The sequence below is a fragment of the Streptomyces sp. NPDC048479 genome, assembly GCF_040651435.1.
In the GTDB taxonomy this organism is placed as follows: Bacteria; Actinomycetota; Actinomycetes; order Streptomycetales; family Streptomycetaceae; genus Streptomyces.
Genome location: NZ_JBEZKA010000060.1, coordinates 1 through 17,030, shown reverse-complemented (window position 1 = coordinate 17,030; position 17,030 = coordinate 1). Strand labels below are relative to the sequence as shown.

Sequence of the window (17,030 nt, the reverse complement as noted above, 5' to 3'; positions counted from 1 at the left end):
CCGGCATCACCCCGCACACCACCCACGTCCGCTCCGGCGAAGCCGAACTCAACCGCATCACCGGCGCCCAGCCCCCCTCCGGCATCCCCATCACCATCACCGCACCCGTCACGGAGCGCCCCAAGCGCGGCGGCGCCCCGTTCCGCGGCCGGGGCACCCGCCCGGGTCGGCCCGGCCGCGCCGGTAGCGAGTCCCGCCGGTCCGCCGAGGCCCGCCAGACCGCCGAGGCCCGGAAGGCCGCACGGGTCCGTCGCGCCGCTTAGGACTCGACTGAGGGACCCCGGACGGGGTCCCTCACCGGGTACTGGTCAGGGCAGATCACGACCTGCGCGGTCCATCTCCTCGTCGAGGGGCAGGGCAGGGCCGGGCGCACGGGCCCCAGGCCTATGCGGCTTGTGACAGCTCGTTGTAGCGGCTGGCCGGCTCCTGGCCGGAGAGAGCCTGGATCGCACTCATGACCTTGTCCGTAGCCGCCCGCCGGGCCTGCGCGCCGAGCTCGTGCAGCCCTTCGTTCTCCACCGCGAACTTCACGTAGGCGAGTGCGGCGGCCTGCAGCCGGTCAGCGGCTGTGGCGCCCGCTCCGCAGTCCTCCATCCCGGGGTCGCGCTGCGCGGCCGGCATCCGGCTGGCTCCGTCATCCGCCGGGCCTGGCGCACGGCCCGACAGAAAGTCCTGACCCCGGACGAGTCCGCTTCTCCACTTGGTAAACGCGTGTACGACCGGCGGCACAGGTGCCGCCTGACCAACTGGCTCAACGTCGGGGTTCCGCCGACGCAGGTGGCCGAGTGGGCAGGCAATAGCGTGCGGTACTGCTCGCGATCTACGCACGTGCATCTCGGCGCAGCTCAAGGATCTCCAGAAGCGCATCGAGGCGACGGAGCTTCCCGTGATGGACGACGATGCGTGACTGGCGACCCGGAAAACGCCACCGTGTATCCACCGTGGCCACCCGCAGAAACCCGGTGACAGCCGGACACCGGCCGGAACACTCTCATGATCACCGGAGGGCGGTCCCGCGCTTACGCCTCCGCTACCCCTCGCCCGCTATGGTGCCTTTGACCTGCAAAAAGACCCTCCTGGGTGGAGGGTCTGTCGGTTGTGCGGGCTGTGTGCCCCCGGCAGGACTCGAACCTGCGGCCAAGCGCTTAGAAGGCGCTGGGTGTGATCACAGGCGTGCCCCCTCTGACCTGGCTATATTCGGACGCCAGGCGCGAATGTTCGGCGTCTTCGACACGCATTCGACAAAGGGGTATGAATGGCCGCTCTGCCTGCGCTCACCCGTCCTTGGTATCCGTCAGAGCATGCGTGCTCTCGTGGCCGACCGCTAGTACGACGGTGCCGTCACAGTGTGGACCTTCGTGGTCGCCATCCTGGTCATGCTGGCGGCGGCTTGGCACATTCGGCGTCGCAGGCTTCTCGCCGCCAGCCTGAACAGCTGCACCCTCTGGACGGTTGTATACCGCGCGCGTCGGGACCGGTTGCGTGAACGCATCAGCCCGGAAGGGGTAGACCTCGGCCCGCAGTCAAGCACCTTAAAAAGGGGGCCGCTGCTGTCACGGTTGTGGCACGTAGCGACTGAGGGCCGGGCCTCGCGGGCGGCTTCCGCCGGCTTCGGTCAGAGCTGGGTCATCAATCCGCGGACTACGTCTCGGACCCTGGAAGGTCGAGGCCGGTGAGCTTGTAACGCCCGGAGACCTCGTCTGCCTGCTGCTGGACCCGGTTCCGCAATTGAGCCAAAGCCTCGTTGAACGCGGCGTAGGACTCTGGACCGAAGCGTCTGCCGTGAAGACCGCCAGATTCGATGAAGTCCACAAAAGCCTGACGCATAGCCCGTAGCCAGATGCGAAGGTCACCTCCGGGCTTCTTCAGCTGGTCTAGGTACCCAGACAAGCGAGCGCGGCACTCGGCAGCAGACGCGAGGCAGGCAGCAGCCTCGGCTTGTGGGCGCGCGTGCCCGATCGTCAACACGCGCTTGTCGGCGAGGAAGTCCATCACCTCCTGTGCGATGTCCCTGTCCGACTTCGTGAACTCCCAGTTCACGCCAAAGCCAAAGGCACTGAACGACGTTGGTCGGATGCTCATTGGTTCCCCTCCCGTTGACGACTCATGCCTATCAGTCAGGGATGGTCGGTGTGGCACGAATACGATCGCCATCGGCCGCCGCAGTCGGCGAGCCCGGTTTGGACGTCGACCGTCACGGCGCCCGCGACCTACGAGCGGCCACGGTGGCGATGCCGCTCGCCCGACACTTGTCGCGTGCGCGCGCAGTCATCTGCCGATGTCGAGCAGTTGCCATCGAAGCCATGGCTCGCCATTTTCCTCCGATTCGCCCTCGTTGGTGGCACGGACATGGCAGCCTTTGAGCGGCAACGAAAGGACCGGAGATGCCCATTCTCTTCTTCGCCGCCGCTGGTGCCCTCTTTGGAGGTGGAGCCGGCGGAGGGTGGTACCTGTGGAGGCGTGGTCAACAGGAAGCGGCCAAGCGGATGCAGCATCAGGACGCCGAGGCCGCGAAGCAGGCGCTTAGGGATGCCATCGACCTTGCTGACCTGCGTAGCAAGGCGCAAGAGGCAGGCTTGGACCCGGATGAGGTTGTCGCTGGATACGAGAAGTTGCGAGACTCACAGTTGTCTCCTGAGGACGTGCTGAAGAGGCTGGGCTGGGCTGCTATCACCGGCTGAACAACCTTGCCCCGCCGTACCGTCTCCCGCATCCGCGTGGTTCGTGAGTGGCGGTTGCTCACGCGGCGAGCAGGCTCATCTGGGCCTGGCGGTAGCTCCTTGGCCAGCGGTCGGAAACCCAGAGGGCGTCTGCACACGGCTCCGGAGGCCTCTTGAGTCCTGGGCATGCGCCCTGGTCACAGACCTGACGATGATCCTCTTGCGTCATCCTGTCCGCGAATAGGCCGCAGTTCGGTAGTCAGGGTCGTAGTCAGCTTTGAGCGACATGCTTTGAGGACCTCACGCCGTGCAGCTACGCCAACGAGCGGATGACTGGGGAGCCGTTCACGAACTGGCGAGGCAAGCCAGGGCTCGACGTCGGCCGGCTACATCTCCCGGTTGAAGGCCAGCGTCCATCCCACACTGGCTGGGCGCCCGGGAGTCGTTGGGAGAAGATCTTCTGCCTGTTTTCTCCCAGCGCCTCCCGGTCGCCTGCCGTGGAACGGACACCCGGCGAAGTCCCTCGATCCCTTCGACTTCGATCTGGAGAAACTCGCCGAAGGCATCCCAGGCAGCAACGACGTCGCCTACGGCATCAGGCTCGACACCATGCTGTCTCAAGATCCGCGCGAACACGTACGCGCTGGATCTCCATGGAATGGGCATGCGGGATGCTATCGCGCTGCTCCACAGGACTCAGGGGCTCGCCCCGAGAGACATGACATAGGGCGCACGTTTTCCAAGTCTGTTGGTGTCGTTGAGCGGGATGTCCAGGGTTGTTCACCTCGGGCCATGGCGGTGCGACTGGTGCGGTGGGACTTGGACTGGGCCGGGTCTGAACGGCGGTGAACGCGGCTGAATGAGAGGAAACTGAGACGCCGGCGGTTTCGCGTGCGGGTCATTCCTTTGCCCGTCGGATGTCAGGCGACTGGGGATTTCACGATCGCAGTCACTCAACCACACGCTCCCTTCGGCGTGATTATGCGGGCGTTTCGCAAATGGCGTAGAAGGTCACTCCGGGGATTACACCGGCGGATTGGTTAGTCACGGCAGTGAACCAACCAGTGAGTTGAGGATAAGATTCGGCCACTTTCGTGACGGAAGTGTTGGTTTGTACGCCCCCTGATACCGGCACCAGCCCTGTTGAACATGGCACATTGGAGGCAACAGTCGAACCAGGCACGAGGGGGAGGCTCAACGCGGTAACCACCTCGCGCTCCTCCACTCCTTGAGGTCCGGTCGGTCCCGTCGGCCCCGTCGGTCCGGTCGGTCCGGTCGTACCCGGGTCACCCTGCGAGCCGGTCGGTCCGGTCGGTCCGGTCGTACCCGGGTCACCCTGCGAGCCGGTCGGTCCGGTCGTACCCGGGTCACCCTGCGAGCCCGTCGGTCCGGTCGGTCCGGTCGTACCCGGGTCACCCTGCGAGCCCGTCGGTCCGGTCGGTCCGGTCGTACCCGGGTCACCCTGCGAGCCCGTCGGCCCCGTCGGTCCGGTCGTACCCGGGTCACCCTGCGAGCCCGTCGGCCCCGTCGGTCCGGTCGTACCCGGGTCACCCTGCGAGCCCGTCGGTCCGGTTGTACCCGGGTCACCCTGCGAGCCCGTCGGTCCGGTTGTACCCGGGTCACCCTGCGAGCCCGTCGGCCCCGTCGGTCCGGTGGCGCCCTTCGGGCCCTTCTTGCAGTTGTCCTTACCCCCGCGGTTTCAATCCCCAGATTTCGTAGAGACGTTGGTTATGCGGCCCGGTCTTGTTGATCGGGCCGAGCTCGCGCTTGTTGGATGATCCGTTCGAACTCGACGGGTGGTTGCCTGCTGGCCGAGCTGTGGCGTCGTTTGGTGTTGTAGAAGTCCGCGATCCAGGTGGCGGTCTTCAGTCGCGCCTCGGCGCGGGTGGCGAAACGGTGTCGGTGGACGTATTCGACCTTGAGGACCGAGTGGAACGACTCCGCGGCGGCGTTGTCCAGGGCGGAGCCGACACGGCCCATCGACTGCACCACGCCCCACCTGCCACAAAGCTGCCTGAACGCCTCGGAGTTGTACTCCGATCCGCGGTCGGTGTGGAAAATGACGCCGTCCACTTGGCCGCCTCTGGTCGCGATCGCCATCTGCAGGGCGGCGCTGACCAGCGTCGTGTCGTGCCGGTCGCCCATCGCATAGCCCAGGGCCCGGCGGGAGAACGCGTCGTGCACGCTCGCGAGGTAGAGCTTGCCCTCGTCGGTGTCGATCTCGGTCATGTCGCCCCACCACAAGATGTTCGGCGCGATCGCGTCGAACCTGCGCAGCACCAGGTCACGTGCCGTCTTCCGCTTCCCGGGACGGGTCAGCGAACGCCGGCGGCGTGGTGGCTTGCGGCCCTGCAGGCCGAGCTCGGCCATGATGTCAGCGACGGTGTTCTGCGACACCTGCCAGCCCTCCTCCCACAAATCCAGCGTGATCCTCGGCGAGCCGTAGGTGCGGCCCGATCGGTCGAAGAAGTACGAGATCCGCTCGGCCAGCAGTGCCCGTCTGACCTCGCGTTTCGTCGGCTCGGACGGTCTGCGCCGCCACTTGTAGAACCACGCCTCCGACACCCCCAGGGCTCGACAGGAGGTGCGATGCGGAATCTTGAAATCGGTCCTCTGGTCGCTGATCACCCCGACGAGCGCCGCCGGGTCCGCAACAGCTACTTCACCCACAGGACCATGCAGCGTTTGAGGACATCACGCTCCATGACCAGCTCCTTGTTGTCCCGCTTGAGCTGGGCATTCTCCCGTCGCAACCGCGCAAGTTCCTCGCTCTCACCCGTCGGACCGGCCTTGCCGGCCGCCCGTGCCCTCGACACCCAGGTGGCCAGCGTCGTCTCGTTGATCCCGAGGTCCTTCGCGACCTGTGGGATCGGCTTGCCGGTCTCCGCCACGATCCGCACAGCCCCCTCACGGAACTCCGCGTCGAACTTCCGCCTCTTGCCCGCCATGACCCTCAACTTCCCCTGCAGTCACGGTCTCTACGCTACGAGGGGAAGGTCACGGTGTGGCGCGTCCTTGCACTTGTCGTCTGCGCCGCCCGGGCCGCTCGTCGCGCTCACGCGTTCGCCCATGCTCTGAGCCGCAGTCGCAACCGGACTGACGACCCCGGCCGCCAGGACTAGGGCGAGCGAGGTGATCGTGCCGCCGGCTCTCCACTTGGCTCGACGGGGCAGCGGTCCCAGTCGGGACTCTGTCCTGTTGTCAGGACTCATGTACGTGCTCCTTGCTTCGATCGGTTGGGGACTCCACGTCCGAACCCAAGGGCGAGCCTGCCCCTTGGGCAGCCGATCGATTGGCACACCTGGTCGACACGCAGTGATTATCAGTAGATCGGAGCAATTTAATACAGGGCTTCGACAAGCGCCTGACGCACCTCCACATACGGACGCCCGGCACGAGTGGCACGGCTGCTGCTGATCCCCGCTCCATCTTTATCCAGGAGCGCTACCAGCCTCGGCGCTGCCTTCACGTACTCGCCCGGGTCCGACGCCATGAGTCGCACCGAACAGTGCGAGACCAACGGCGTCGAGGTCGGTGGAACGGCTTTGGCCGGTGTCCTGCCCGGTTTGGGGTCGGGCATGATCAGGGGGCCGTACGCTTGCCGGCTACTCGGGCAGGCTTCACCCCTGCCCGCAATGTGTCCGAGTGGCCCCCTGGTCTTGCTCGACGCGGGACCCGAATCGGGGAGTGTGGGTAAAGCCGTGGAGTCGACCGTCCCCACCCCCGGCCTGGTCTTTTTTCGCCCCCTTGTGGGCGCGGGCGGGCGACGACGTGCGGCCCCGGTGGCGTAGACATTGAGGGGCAAGCGCGGCGGCGTCCGGCCGGCGCCGCCGCGCTGTGCGCGGCACCCTCTGATCTCTGATCAGACTGCTACCGCAGTTCAGGAGGCCGGGAAAGCAGACGCCTCAAGCGTCAACTGTGGTGTTCTCCCGAGCTTCCGCCTGCTCTCCGGTGCGCTGTGCCCTGGTGTCTTTGCAGCCTTCTGAGGGTCACTCGGACGGATGGCGAGCATGGGGCGGAGCTGGGCCCGTTGTGGTTGTTCTGCGTTACGGCGGCTGGGCTGGCGAATGATCTGGCTCGCTGACCGAAGCCCGGTCGGGCAGCGAGCGAAGCGAGCACTTGATGATGTAGGGAAAGTCTGTCCGCGCAACCATCAACTGGGACTAGACAACCGTCAACTGAGACTCGACACCCAGTGCTGCGCCTCAGTCGGAGCCGAAGGGTCAGTGGACCGACGCCAACCAGCGAACTCCCTTCGCCAGTGGTGCCTGCGGAGCTCACTCCGCCCAGCCTTGCTAGTTAGTGCCGCCTTCAAAATCAAGGTTGATTGGCTGCAGCGGCATCCGCTCCATGTAGTGGGTTGACGGTACGTCCTCCCCGACTACTTCGAACTCCACGTCGTCGATCCATACCTGTCCTGGTCCATCTAGCAGGATCCCAAAGGCGATGACAGCGCTCGTTTCAGGGACGGCAAGGACGACGGCATGCCTCTGCCAGCCACGGGTGCCCGATATCCTCCGGTCCGGGTCCTGCATGTTGTCGAACGCGAGTGACTTGCCGTCCCCGTCATCAACCCTCATCCAGAGGCCAGCCCAGCCAAGCACTTCAGCCGTTCTGATCAGAGCTGAAACCCGCACACGCGTCCCGTGATAGGTGTCGGCCTTGAAGCGTTGCATCAGCGTCGCGAAGCCAACGGGGTCGTGGCATGAGCGGACGAAGCCGCTGGCCCGGCCGGCGTGGAAGACGTTGTGGTCGATGCCCAGCTCGTAGTTCGCGATGTCGTCGCCACCATCCATCCACCCCCTGGGCAACTCGTCGCGAAACCGAGGTTCTGACCTGCGTAGGTCAAGGTCCGCCAGGATGATCGATGTCTCGGCTCTAGTCTTCTCAGCTTCGGCATCGAGTTTCCTGATCTCGGCTGTCGCTCGTTGTCTCGTCGTCCAGTAGGTGGTCAGAGCCACGACGACCCCGCCGAAGATGGGTCCGAGCAGCCCAGCAAGCGAAAGCCCCACCGGATCCCCCTCCCGGATGCTTTCGCACTTCTACCCAGTACGGATGGCCTCCTCACCCGCAGGCATCTGGCATCACTGATCACCTCTGTCTACCGTCAGCGTCGGCGGCTACGCTGGTGCGGGCCAGTTCATGAGACAGGGAGAGTGCTACGGGGATGGGACCGAAGTCGGAGCGGGTCTACCGCACGATTCGTGAATGGATCGAGGCAGGGAAGTATCCGGCCGGCGCGAAACTTCCCTCCGAGCGAACCATGTCGGAAGACCTGGACATCGGGCGCACGCAACTCCGGCAGGTGCTCGCGAAGTTGGTCGCTGAGCGTGTGATCGAGGTGCATGGGCGCAGCTCCTATCGCGTTCCCTCGCGAACGGTAAGCGTTGACACGCCGGGTGAGCTGGAGCCGTGGACCATCCACGGTGAGCGCACGGTGTACGACAACGAGTGGGTGAAGCTTGCCCTCGTCGACGTGGAGCCTCCTGGCGTCGAACGTTTCGAGCATCATGTGGTGCGACTGCATCACGTCGCGATCACAGCTGTGCTGGATGACCAGGACCGCGTGCTCATGCTGTGGCGATATCGCTTCGTTCCAGATGCCTGGGGTTGGGAGCTTCCTGGTGGCATCGTGGATGAGGGCGAAGATGCAGCCACAACTGCGCTGCGCGAGTTCGAGGAAGAGACGGGCTGGCGTCCAGACTCGCTGCGGCATGTCGTCACGTACCAGCCAATGGTTGGCATGGTCGATTCCCCACACGAGATCTACGTAGGACGTGGTGCCAAGCACATCGGCGAGCCCACGGACATCGAGGAAGCTGGGCATGTTGCCTGGGTGCCGCTCGCCGACATTCCGGTATTGATGGCACGGGGTGAGCTCATGGGATCGGGCACCTTGGTCGCGCTACTTCACCTCCTCGCCTCCCGCGGTGAAGACGCGTCTACAGCTCCTGCGTGATCTGCTCTATCCGTCGGCGGTGGCGTACTGATCCAGTGCGATTGGCCAACAGTCGGGCCTGCCGTAGATGGTCCTGCGCCTGGTCGAACTCCCCACGTGCGAGGTGTGCCTGAGCGAGGTCGCATCGCAGGCCGGCTGTAGCGCGGATGAACGTTGGATCTACGGCATCTAGCGCTGTATAGAGGTCGCTGACCGCTTCGTCATCACCCAAAAGCGCGAGTGCATTCCCGCGCCACCGGGCCAGATGACCGTGGTTGAGGAAGATGCTGAGCATGTCGGGATCGCGGGCCTCCTCGCCCTCGGGCAGGCAGCTCACCGCCCGTTCAAGGGCCCGGCGGCAGTCCTCGGCAAGTCCGGCCTTCGCGGCTATCTCTGCCTCAGCCGCATACAGCCATGCTCGGAGCCTCGGCGATAGTCGGTGCCCGCCTACCCGCTGGGCGTTGCGCACAAGCTCAACTGCAATTGCTGGTCGCCCAGCATCACAGAGAACATAGGCCTGTTCTGCGGTGGCATGCGCGAGATACATCGGCTCGTCGGCCTCCTGGGCGGCATGCTTCCCTAACTCGTAATGCCTCCAAGCCCGTTCAACCGCTCCCACATCGAGGGCTTGCCAGGCTGCAAGTGTTGCGGCGCCGGCCAAGGCTCGGGCCACAGGGCGGCGCGTTTCTGGAAGTACCGCGAAGGTCAGCGCGTCTTCTAGCGTCGTGAGATGCCCAGTCATCTGATCGACCAGGCTTGATGCTCCCATTTGGCGATCGACGGTGCGAAGTAGTTCGGTCTGGTCCATGAACGTTTCCACCATGGTGAGACTGACGCTGCGCGCCGCATCGATGCGGTTCACGAGCTCGCCGTAGCCATCGGCTTCCGCAGGAGCCTCTGAGGGCGCAGCGCGGCCGAATAGTTCATGGTCGGTGACACCCAAGAGCGCGCGCAGGATCCTTGCGTACCTCTCGCTGATCGTGCGCCTTCCGTTCTCCCACTCAGAGACGTAGACGTGCAGGCTCGCGGTCGACGCGACGCTGAGCATGTGCTGGCGCGCATGCCGCTCGATCTCACGTACTAGGCGCTCTTGCGACCACTCCCGTGTTTGCCGCGCTGTACGAAGTCCGTTCGTCACCTACACCCCCTGCGTGTGAGTACGAGAGTGCCCCCAAAGCAGCATGCCTCACATCAGCGCAGGTCGGCAGGGGTTAACAGCGACTGGATTAACCCCTGTTGGCTACCGCGCAGTTGAACCTCGATGTTCTCTGGAGTTGTCGCAGGAAGGCGAGTTGAGGAGCCGGAAGGCGACAACCGCTTGACATCTGGTGCGCACCAGATGCAACCTATTGGTGCGCACCAGTTGGGAGCACGAAGAGCCCCAACGGCCTCCGCCGTCAGGGCCCCCATCAACGCACGGAGCGGCGTCCACCGCCAAGTAGTCCGCCGCTCCCGCCCCTCAGACAAGGGAGTTCAATTATGCGCAAGATCCCCGTGAAAACCGAAGCCATGACGGTGATGCTCATCCAGGCCCCCGAGCCCAAGGTCAAGAACCGGGAGACCGGAGAGATCGCGAAGGACAAGCAGTCGGGCAAGGTTCTGTACAACGTGAACGTGGCCGTGATCGTGGACGGTCGCCCCGACGCTGAGACCGTCGTGGTCGCCGAGGACGGCATTCAGCCGGACCTGTTCCCCGGTTCCCCGGTGGCTCTGCCCGGTCTGGTGGCCACCCCGTGGGAGAACGAATACGGGCACGGCATCAGCTACCGCGCCACTGCCGTGATGGCTGCAGAGGTTCCGGCCGCCTCGAACGGCAAGGCCTGATCGCCATGAGCGGAGGAACGCTCTTAGCACTGGCGGTCATAGCAACCGCTCTGCTCCTGGTCGCCCGGGTCAAGGCTCCCGCCGTGTACTGGACGCTGGTCGGTCTTCCGGCCGCTCTGTACCGGGTCCTGTCCTCCTACCGCCGGACGATGGAGGCGTGTGAGCTGACCGTTGCTCCGCCCTGGTGGCGGGTGTTCGCCCACAAGCTGTCCGCCGGCGACACGGTGACCCGGCCCGGCATTCCTAAGGTTCGCGGGATACGCCCCACCGCCACAGGGCTCCGCCTCCGGCTGCGGCTGGCTGCGGGCCTTGCCCCGGAAGACGTGGTCAAGTCGGCCGAACGGCTGCGGCACGCCTGGGGCATCTACTCCGTCCACGTGGCCGAGATCAAACCCGGCGTGGTCGAGCTGCGGCTGACGGGATTCGACATCCTCGCCCGCGTACGGATGCCGCGCCGCCTGCCCTGCGGTCCTCTGTCCGTCACTGTCGCCCTGCGGGAAGACGGCCTGCCCTACGTGCGCAACTACCAGGACATCCCGCACTCCCTCACGCTGGGTGCCAACCAGTCCGGCAAGTCGATGCACCAGCGCTGCCTGATCAAAGGGCTCGCGCCGCTGGATGTCGCCCTGGTCGGGATCGACTGCAAGCGCGGCGTGGAACAGGCCCCGTTCGCCCCGCGCCTGACCGCACTCGCCATCACCCCCGATCAGGCCGATGGGCTGCTGGATGCGCTGGTCGCGGAGATGGAAGAGCGCTTCGACCTGCTGTGCCTGCACCAGGGCATCTCCCCGGGCACGCAGCTGGAGGACATCACCTCGGACATCTGGGGGCTGCCGAGGAAGCTGCGCCCGGTTCCCATCGTGGTGCTGATCGATGAGATCGCCGAACTGTTCCTGAGCACGTCCAGGGAGGACGGTTTCCGCCGGGATCGGATGGTGACCCAGCTGGTCCGCCTCGCGCAGCTCGCCCGTGCGGTGGGGATCTATCTGGAGGTGTGCGGGCAGCGCTTCGGCTCGGAACTCGGCAAGGGCGCAACGGCCTTGCGGGCTCAGCTCACCGGCCGGGTGGTGCATCGCTGCAACGACAAGCAGACCGCCGAAATGGGCCTGGGCGACATCAACGAACTCGCTGTCGTGGCCGCTACCGCGATCGCCGCCGAGCGTGCCGGTACCGCCATCGCGGGTGATTCCTCGGGCGGCTGGTCCCGCATCCGCACACCGAAGACGAGCTTGGGTGAAGTCGCCGCTGTGTGCCGCGAGTTCGCGCACCTGACGCCGCAGATCACGGCCCTGGAAGCGTTCCGCCCGGCGGCCAATATCCCCGCCCCGGCTCCCGCCGCACCCACGGTGACGATCCCGGCCACCTGGTAACACCCCTCTGCTCCGCACGGTCGGCGTGACCGCCTCGCGCCAGGTCCCTACCCCCGCCATGCCCGAAAGGAGGACACCCCGTGGCCGCACGAAAACCCACCAGCGCCCGCAAGACAGCGAAGAAGCAGCCGTGTCCGGACTGCCAGACCGGTCAGGTCTCCGAGTCCTTCCAGGTCGGCGCCCGCAGCAAGCGGGAGAGCAGCGACCGGCAGGAAGCCCTCTGCCTGACCTGCTTCGGCACCGGCCAAGCCCCGACCGAGTAGATCCACGCCAGGTGCCGGGCGGCAGGACCTGTGAGCCCCGCCCGGCCCCGGCCCAACTCTCAAGGAGGTGAAGACTCGTGACCCGCTCGATCCGTCCCGATGCCGTGCTCATCCAGGCCGTGATCGCCGGTGCCCTGTCCTTCGCCCACCTGCACGACATCGCCGCCGCTGCGGGACAAGCCGGCTGGAAAGCCTGGGCCTACCCCATCTCCGTGGATCTGCTCCTGGTCGCGGCCTGGCGACGCCTGCGCATCCTGCGCGCCGCAGGGGAGCCGACCCGTGCCGCGTGGACCTGGTTCGCCGTCGCACTCGCCGCATCCCTCGGCGCGAACGTTGCCACCGCGGGACTGCTCGACCTGAACAACGTTCCGGCGTGGCTGCGGATTCTGGTGGCCGGCTGGCCCGCGCTCGCGTTCCTCGGCGGCACCCTCCTCGTCCACACCCCCGACCACCAGGCCACCGACACGGCCCCGGCCTCATCTGCCGAACCGGCTGCGGATGTTGCGCTCACCCGTGACGCACCGGTCCCGGCGCCCGAGGCCGATCCGGTTCCAGCGCTGCCGCCTGCCACACCGGTCCCGGCCGCGCTTCTCGCGCATGCCCGGAAGGTCGCCGACGCGCATCGGGCCTCGACAGGTACCGCGATCGATCCAGAGATCCTGCGTGTCCGCCTCGGCGTGCCCGGCCCGATGGCCGATGCCCTCGCCCTCCAACTCACCGGAAAGGACTGACCGCCGTGAACGTCGAACTGCCGCTGATCGCCGTGGTCGCCATCTTCGGCTACTTCGGAATCAAGATCATGCGTCCGCCGACCTGGCTGATCGTCGTGCTGCTCCTCGGCGGCTTCCTCCTCGCCGACACGTTCCTCGCCCCGGCGATCGAGTCCGGCACCAAAGCCGGCGTCGACGTCGTCAACGGCACCACCAAGTAACCAGCCCAGAAGGGAGAACCCATCATGTTCCGCCCGCGTATCCCGACCATGCCGACACCGACCGGCCTCGTCGCCCCGATCGTCCACCCGGCCCCGCTCGACCAGCAGCACCAGCACGCCGCCGCGTGTGCCTGCCAGCACCCCGCCCCGGCACCTGCTCCGGGCCCCGCTCGCGCCGTGCCCGCGGTCCGGCTCACCCCGACCGGCCTCCTGGTCGCCATAGGTGGTGGTGCCGCGGTCGTCCTCGTGGTCGGCGCGGTCCTGGTCTCGCTGCTGCTCGCCGTCGCCGTCACCGCCGCATCGGTCGCGGTCTGTGCCGTGGTCCTTCGCTCCATGGTCAACCCGCGTCAGCGCTGACCGGCCCTCCGGGCGGCCTCGATACCGCCAAGCATCCGCCTCCCCGGACGGCCAAGCCCCTACCCGATCACTGAACCGGAAGGAATCTCCATGATGCCCGACCGCACGGATCGTGCCGCCCGGATCTGCCCGGACTGCGACGGCTTCCCCGTCGTCGCCATCACCACCGGCACCCGCAACCAGGACGGCACCCGCACCACCCTCCCCGTCGTCTGCCCGGCCTGCCACGGCACCGGCCACGCCCCCCTCTGGCTCGTCACCACCCGCCGCCCCCTCGTGGCCCCTTCCGGGCAGGAGGCGCTGCGGTGACGCGCCGATCCGCCACTTCCCGGCCCACCTCGATCCATCTGTTCTGCGGCGCCGGTGGGGACTCCGACGGGTTCCGCCGCGCCGGCTTCGACGTCGTGCTCGGTGCCAACCACTGGGCACGCGCGGTGGAGACGCACGCGGCCAACTTTCCTGAGGCGGAACACCTCTGCGTGGACCTGGACCACTACGACATGCGGCGCCTGCCCAAAGCCCGGGTCCTGGTCGGTTCCCCGATCTGCACCGAGGGCAGCCCCGCCGACGGCATCAGCCGCCCCAAGCCACCGCCCACACCCGGACAACTCGATCTGCTGGAAGAAGGACCCATCCAGGACGCCGCCTGGGAGCGCACCCGGGCCACCGCCTACGACATCCTGCGCGCCGCCGAGGTCCACAACTTCGACGCCGTCGTGTGCGAGAACGTCCCCCGCTTCGCCACCGCCTGGCCGCTGTTCTCCTGGTGGCTGCACGCCTGGGAGATCCTGGGCTTTCGCCACCAGATCGTGTCCGTCACCGCCGCCCACATCGGCGCGGACGACAACCCGCACGCCCCGCAGTGGCGGGACCGCATCTTCATTGTCTTCACCCGACGGGAGTTGCGGGCACCGAACCTCGACGTCCGCCCGCCCGCCTGGTGCCCGGTCTGCCAACAGGACGTGCCCGCGGTCCAGTCCTGGCGCAACGGCCGCAAGATCGGCAAATACCGCCAGCAGTACGACTTCCGCTGCCCCAACCCCGGCTGCCGCCACCAGATCGTCGAACCCTACGTACGGCCCGCAGCAGGGGCGATCAACTGGTTAGACCCCGGTATCCGGATCGGCGACCGGCCCACCCAGGGCATGAAGCCGCTGGCCGCTTCCACCCTGCGCAAGATCCGCCTCGGCCTGGACAAGCACCGGGTGCCGTCGGTCGTCACGGTCAACCACAGCGACCAGGGCGACGGACGCGCCTTCCCCGCATTGGCCGCGCCTTTGCCCACCCGCACGGTCCGGATCGGGGACGGGATCGCCATCCCGCCGTTGCTGGTCCCGGTCGGCGGCAGCTGGAACACGGACGCGGCGGCCGTCACCGTGCCCCTGCGGACCCGCACCACCCGCGAGAGCGAAGCGCTGCTGCTGCCCGCTCCGTTCATCACCGAGCACCGCGGCGGCGGCTCCACCACGAGGGGAGTCGGTGACCCGCTGGCCGCGATCACCGCCGGGGGCAATCACCACGGCCTGGTCATCCCCTATCGCAGGGGCGGTCCGACCACGACCGGGACACCGCTGCACACGATCGCCACCCGTGAGTCGGCCGGCGTGGTCCTGGGCACCGAGCACGCCCCGGACTTGATCGAGGTGGAGGACTGCTACTTCCGGATGCTGTCCGCCCGCGAGCACTTGCGTGCCCAGCGCTTCACCGACGACTACACCGTCATGGGCCACGGGGGAGAGCAGACCAAGCAGGCCGGAAACGCCGTGCCCGCCAACGTCGCCCAGTGGATCGCCTCAGCCCTGCTGGAGGTGCTCTGATGACCCGCCTCCCCGAGCACGACGGCACCCCTGTCCTGGCGCTGACGCTGTGGCAGCCCTGGGCCTCCTGCGTCGCCTACGGCACGAAGAGGATCGAGAACCGCAGCTGGCCCACCGACCACCGCGGCCTGGTCCTCATCCACGCCGGACGCACCACCGACCCGAACGCCAAAGACATGCCGCTGGGCCGCCCGTTCCTGCGCCGACCCTTCCCCCGAGGTGCGATCGTCGCCGTCGCCCGCCTGGAGGGCTGCCACGAGGACGACGGCTGGTGCACCCTGTGGTCCGCTCGCGGCCGGTGGCACTGGCGGCTGACCGGCGTCGTCCCGCTCGCCCGGCCGCTGCCCTGGCCCGGCGCACGTGGACTGTGGACCCCGGCCTCCGGCCTGCTCGCCTCCCCGCCCGTTGCTGACGCTCTGGGGGCTGCCCGTGGCTGACACGCTCGATCCGACCATCCTGGGCGACCTGCTCAGGGTGGCTTCGGCCCCCGACTTCGACCGCTGGCAAGATCAGATCAAGAGGACCGGCGGATGCGCACAGCCCATCCACCTCACCGGCTGGACTCTGACCCGCGACAAGACCTCCGGGCAGGTCCTGCACACGTACTCCACTCAGGATGAGCCCGGCGGCCGGCTCCGCATCGCCTGCGGCAACCGCCGCGCCTCCCGCTGCCAGCCCTGCGCCTACCTCTACGCCGGGGATGCCTACCGGTTGGTGCGTGCGGGCTTGGCCGGCGACGACACCATGAACATCCCGGCTGCCGTACGCGAGCGGCCCCGCGTCTTCACGACCCTGACCGCTCCCTCCTTCGGGCCGGTCCACAACCGTCCTGACACCGGCCGCTGCCGCTGCGGCACCCGCCACTCCGAGGACGACCCCACCCTCGGGACAGCTCTCGATCCGACCACGTACGACTACGCCGGGGCGGTGCTGTTCAACAACCACGCCGGGGAGCTGTGGCACCGGTTCATCAACCGGCTGCGCCGCGAACTCGCAGCCTCCGCCGGGCTCACACAGAACGCGTTCAAGGAGACGGCTCGGCTGTCCTTCAACAAGGTCGCGGAATTCCAGAAGCGCGGGGCGATCCACTTCCACGCCATCATCCGCATCGACGGACCAGACGGGCCCGACACGCTTCCGCCCCAGTGGGCCACCACCGAGCTCCTCACCCGCTGCATCGAGGCTGCCGCAGCACACCCCTACGTCACCGCGAAGGTGCCCGCTGCCGGTGACCAGCCTGTTCGCACCCTGCGCTGGGGCACTCAGCTCGACATCCGACCCATCAAGGCCTTCGACGACGGCGACGACATCAGCGAAGGCGCGGTGGCCTCCTACATCGCCAAGTACGCCACCAAAGCAGCCGAGACCACCGGCACCCTGGACCGCCGCGTCGGTGAACTCGCCGAACTCGACCAGCACCACGTGCCCGATCACGCCCGCCGGCTCATCCGCGCCTGCTGGAACCTCGACCCGATCTACCCGGACCGGAAGCTGTGGGCCTGGGCTCACATGCTCGGCTTCCGCGGCCACTTCCTCACCAAGAGTCGCCGCTACTCCTCCACCTTCGCCGAACGGCGTCAGGTCCGTGCCGACTACCGCGCCACCGAGCAACGCCGAACCCTCGGCCTCCCCGAACCCGACACCACCCTCGTGCTCGCCGACTGGCGCTACGCCGGCCACGGCCACACACCCGGCGAATCCGCCCTCGCCGCATCCATCGCCGAAGACATCCGGATCAACCGAGAAACCGCCCGCGAAGCCATGGCAATGGGGGAGTGAGGGGCCCTGCGCTTCTCGGACAGCGGTGTTGAGGGTTCTCCTTATGCCGCTGCCTGCAACTCCTCGTATTCGGCGTGGACTTCTGCGGGAG

18 protein-coding genes, 1 tRNA gene and 1 pseudogene are annotated in these 17,030 nt (G+C 67.2%); 13 read left to right on the top strand and 7 right to left on the bottom strand.

What is annotated here, in order from left to right; all coding sequences use genetic code 11:
- Positions 1 to 263: pseudogene (locus AB0D12_RS39755) on the top strand (RNA helicase); the annotation flags it as partial.
- Between the two features lie 121 nt (positions 264 to 384).
- Here AB0D12_RS39755 and AB0D12_RS39750 read toward each other — a convergent pair.
- The 3 genes from AB0D12_RS39750 to AB0D12_RS39740 form a co-directional block, all read right to left on the bottom strand.
- Positions 385 to 621 carry a hypothetical protein gene (locus AB0D12_RS39750; RefSeq protein ID WP_362694549.1) on the bottom strand — a complete coding sequence of 79 codons (237 nt, stop codon included), beginning with the start codon at positions 619 to 621 and terminating at the stop codon, positions 385 to 387.
- Between the two features lie 489 nt (positions 622 to 1,110).
- A tRNA-Arg gene (locus AB0D12_RS39745) sits at positions 1,111 to 1,192 on the bottom strand.
- Positions 1,193 to 1,641: 449 nt separating this feature from the next.
- Positions 1,642 to 2,082, bottom strand: a complete 441-nt coding sequence (locus AB0D12_RS39740; protein WP_362694546.1) for a DUF6650 family protein — start codon at positions 2,080 to 2,082, stop codon at positions 1,642 to 1,644.
- A 302-nt stretch (positions 2,083 to 2,384) separates the two neighbouring features.
- Here AB0D12_RS39740 and AB0D12_RS39735 point away from each other — a divergent pair, with 302 nt between their 5' ends.
- Positions 2,385 to 2,681, top strand: a complete 297-nt coding sequence (locus AB0D12_RS39735) for a hypothetical protein (RefSeq protein ID WP_362694544.1) — start codon at positions 2,385 to 2,387, stop codon at positions 2,679 to 2,681.
- Positions 2,682 to 4,388: 1,707 nt separating this feature from the next.
- Here AB0D12_RS39735 and AB0D12_RS39730 read toward each other — a convergent pair.
- The 3 genes from AB0D12_RS39730 to AB0D12_RS39720 form a co-directional block, all read right to left on the bottom strand.
- Positions 4,389 to 5,330: an IS3 family transposase gene (locus AB0D12_RS39730; RefSeq protein ID WP_362694541.1), complete on the bottom strand. Its 942-nt coding sequence runs from the start codon at positions 5,328 to 5,330 to the stop codon at positions 4,389 to 4,391.
- Positions 5,318 to 5,608: a transposase gene (locus AB0D12_RS39725; protein ID WP_359204099.1), complete on the bottom strand. Its 291-nt coding sequence runs from the start codon at positions 5,606 to 5,608 to the stop codon at positions 5,318 to 5,320. The genes AB0D12_RS39730 and AB0D12_RS39725 overlap by 13 nt, the downstream gene beginning before the upstream one ends.
- 1,347 nt (positions 5,609 to 6,955) lie before the next feature.
- The gene (locus tag AB0D12_RS39720) at positions 6,956 to 7,672 is read right to left on the bottom strand and encodes a hypothetical protein (protein WP_362694538.1); all 717 of its coding nucleotides are present in this window, start codon (positions 7,670 to 7,672) and stop codon (positions 6,956 to 6,958) included.
- Positions 7,673 to 7,827: 155 nt separating this feature from the next.
- Here AB0D12_RS39720 and AB0D12_RS39715 point away from each other — a divergent pair, with 155 nt between their 5' ends.
- On the top strand, positions 7,828 to 8,619 hold the full coding sequence (locus AB0D12_RS39715; protein ID WP_362694535.1) for an NUDIX domain-containing protein: 792 nt from the start codon (positions 7,828 to 7,830) through the stop codon (positions 8,617 to 8,619).
- On the opposite strand, the gene AB0D12_RS39710 is transcribed toward AB0D12_RS39715, so the two are convergent.
- Positions 8,603 to 9,736 carry a helix-turn-helix transcriptional regulator gene (locus tag AB0D12_RS39710; RefSeq protein ID WP_362694532.1) on the bottom strand — a complete coding sequence of 378 codons (1,134 nt, stop codon included), beginning with the start codon at positions 9,734 to 9,736 and terminating at the stop codon, positions 8,603 to 8,605. The two genes, AB0D12_RS39715 and AB0D12_RS39710, sit on opposite strands and share 17 nt — an antisense overlap.
- Before the next feature lie 341 nt (positions 9,737 to 10,077).
- Between AB0D12_RS39710 and AB0D12_RS39705 the strand changes: the two genes are divergently transcribed.
- The 10 genes from AB0D12_RS39705 (at position 10,078) to repSA (ending at position 16,939) form a co-directional block, all read left to right on the top strand.
- Positions 10,078 to 10,422, top strand: coding sequence for a hypothetical protein (locus AB0D12_RS39705; RefSeq protein WP_362694529.1), 345 nt, complete (start codon positions 10,078 to 10,080; stop codon positions 10,420 to 10,422).
- Positions 10,423 to 10,427: 5 nt separating this feature from the next.
- The gene (locus tag AB0D12_RS39700; protein ID WP_362694526.1) at positions 10,428 to 11,792 is read left to right on the top strand and encodes an FtsK/SpoIIIE domain-containing protein; all 1,365 of its coding nucleotides are present in this window, start codon (positions 10,428 to 10,430) and stop codon (positions 11,790 to 11,792) included.
- A gap of 80 nt (positions 11,793 to 11,872) precedes the next feature.
- Positions 11,873 to 12,055: a hypothetical protein gene (locus AB0D12_RS39695; protein ID WP_362694523.1), complete on the top strand. Its 183-nt coding sequence runs from the start codon at positions 11,873 to 11,875 to the stop codon at positions 12,053 to 12,055.
- A gap of 77 nt (positions 12,056 to 12,132) precedes the next feature.
- Complete coding sequence (locus AB0D12_RS39690; RefSeq protein WP_362694520.1) at positions 12,133 to 12,786, top strand: DUF2637 domain-containing protein; 654 nt, start codon at positions 12,133 to 12,135, stop codon at positions 12,784 to 12,786.
- Between the two features lie 5 nt (positions 12,787 to 12,791).
- A complete protein-coding gene (locus tag AB0D12_RS39685; RefSeq protein ID WP_362694517.1) occupies positions 12,792 to 12,986 on the top strand; it encodes a hypothetical protein in 195 nt (64 codons plus the stop codon).
- A gap of 24 nt (positions 12,987 to 13,010) precedes the next feature.
- A complete protein-coding gene (locus tag AB0D12_RS39680) occupies positions 13,011 to 13,343 on the top strand; it encodes a SpdD-like protein (RefSeq protein WP_362694515.1) in 333 nt (110 codons plus the stop codon).
- Between the two features lie 93 nt (positions 13,344 to 13,436).
- Positions 13,437 to 13,652, top strand: coding sequence for a hypothetical protein (locus AB0D12_RS39675; protein ID WP_362694552.1), 216 nt, complete (start codon positions 13,437 to 13,439; stop codon positions 13,650 to 13,652).
- Positions 13,649 to 15,160, top strand: coding sequence for a DNA cytosine methyltransferase (locus tag AB0D12_RS39670; protein WP_362694512.1), 1,512 nt, complete (start codon positions 13,649 to 13,651; stop codon positions 15,158 to 15,160). Before AB0D12_RS39675 ends, AB0D12_RS39670 begins: the two co-directional genes overlap by 4 nt.
- Entirely contained in the window at positions 15,160 to 15,597 is a 438-nt protein-coding gene (locus tag AB0D12_RS39665; RefSeq protein ID WP_362694509.1) for an ASCH domain-containing protein, read from the top strand. The genes AB0D12_RS39670 and AB0D12_RS39665 overlap by 1 nt, the downstream gene beginning before the upstream one ends.
- Positions 15,590 to 16,939, top strand: coding sequence for a replication initiator protein RepSA (gene repSA / locus AB0D12_RS39660; protein WP_362694506.1), 1,350 nt, complete (start codon positions 15,590 to 15,592; stop codon positions 16,937 to 16,939). Before AB0D12_RS39665 ends, repSA begins: the two co-directional genes overlap by 8 nt.
- Positions 16,940 to 17,030 lie beyond the last annotated feature (91 nt).

Bases quoted from the DNA above. Each gene is read 5' to 3' on its own strand.
- AB0D12_RS39750 (WP_362694549.1), bottom strand. From the start codon at position 621: ATGCCGGCCGCGCAGCGCGACCCCGGGATGGAGGACTGCGGAGCGGGC.
- AB0D12_RS39740 (WP_362694546.1), bottom strand. From the start codon at position 2,082: ATGAGCATCCGACCAACGTCGTTCAGTGCCTTTGGCTTTGGCGTGAAC.
- AB0D12_RS39735 (WP_362694544.1), top strand. From the start codon at position 2,385: ATGCCCATTCTCTTCTTCGCCGCCGCTGGTGCCCTCTTTGGAGGTGGA.
- AB0D12_RS39725 (WP_359204099.1), bottom strand. From the start codon at position 5,608: ATGGCGGGCAAGAGGCGGAAGTTCGACGCGGAGTTCCGTGAGGGGGCT.
- AB0D12_RS39715 (WP_362694535.1), top strand. From the start codon at position 7,828: ATGGGACCGAAGTCGGAGCGGGTCTACCGCACGATTCGTGAATGGATC.
- AB0D12_RS39705 (WP_362694529.1), top strand. From the start codon at position 10,078: ATGCGCAAGATCCCCGTGAAAACCGAAGCCATGACGGTGATGCTCATC.
- AB0D12_RS39700 (WP_362694526.1), top strand. From the start codon at position 10,428: ATGAGCGGAGGAACGCTCTTAGCACTGGCGGTCATAGCAACCGCTCTG.
- AB0D12_RS39680 (WP_362694515.1), top strand. From the start codon at position 13,011: ATGTTCCGCCCGCGTATCCCGACCATGCCGACACCGACCGGCCTCGTC.
- AB0D12_RS39675 (WP_362694552.1), top strand. From the start codon at position 13,437: ATGCCCGACCGCACGGATCGTGCCGCCCGGATCTGCCCGGACTGCGAC.
- AB0D12_RS39665 (WP_362694509.1), top strand. From the start codon at position 15,160: ATGACCCGCCTCCCCGAGCACGACGGCACCCCTGTCCTGGCGCTGACG.